The following is a 405-nucleotide window of genomic DNA, read 5'->3' as shown; positions in this document are numbered from 1 at the left end:
TATCGAACAAGACCGGGTGCCAGACCCAGCGGTAGAAACGCAGTGCCACCAGCACGCGGTGCACGATCAGCGCCAGGATCAGCGCGACCGTGGCGGTGACCGGCGCCGAAGCCACGAAGACTTCGCCGAACATGTATTCGGAAAAAGCAGGCGTCGGCGGGTTCATGCCAGTGGCTCCACCACGGCGGGGGCTGCTGCCAGGGGCAGGACCGGGCCGGGGCTATTGGGGAAAAGATTGCGGCGCAGGGCGATCAGCGCGGCGATGGCATGGGGCGCATCGGGCGCGTCGGGGTGGCCAAAGGGCAGCGGCGGCGGACGCACCGGGCCGCCTTCCTTGAGGATCAGGCGCAGCGCGCGATCGATGCGGTGCTGCAGCCGGGCGTCGGCCGGGGGTGGGGCATCGGG

General features: G+C 70.1%; 2 protein-coding genes. Both read right to left on the bottom strand.

Annotated elements, in window-relative coordinates; all coding sequences use genetic code 11:
• Positions 1 to 133: DUF1656 domain-containing protein (locus H926_RS35605; RefSeq protein ID WP_371256318.1), on the bottom strand; the 133-nt coding region annotated here is incomplete at its 3' end.
• A gap of 29 nt (positions 134 to 162) precedes the next feature.
• On the bottom strand, positions 163 to 405 hold a 243-nt coding region (locus H926_RS33810), incomplete at its 5' end, for a hypothetical protein (RefSeq protein WP_043610793.1).

It is taken from the genome of Novosphingobium sp. B-7, assembly GCF_000410615.1.
GTDB classification, from domain to species: domain Bacteria; phylum Pseudomonadota; class Alphaproteobacteria; order Sphingomonadales; family Sphingomonadaceae; genus Novosphingobium; species Novosphingobium capsulatum.
Note: the sequence above shows the minus strand (reverse complement) of the source record. Positions and strands in the feature narration are given on the sequence as shown.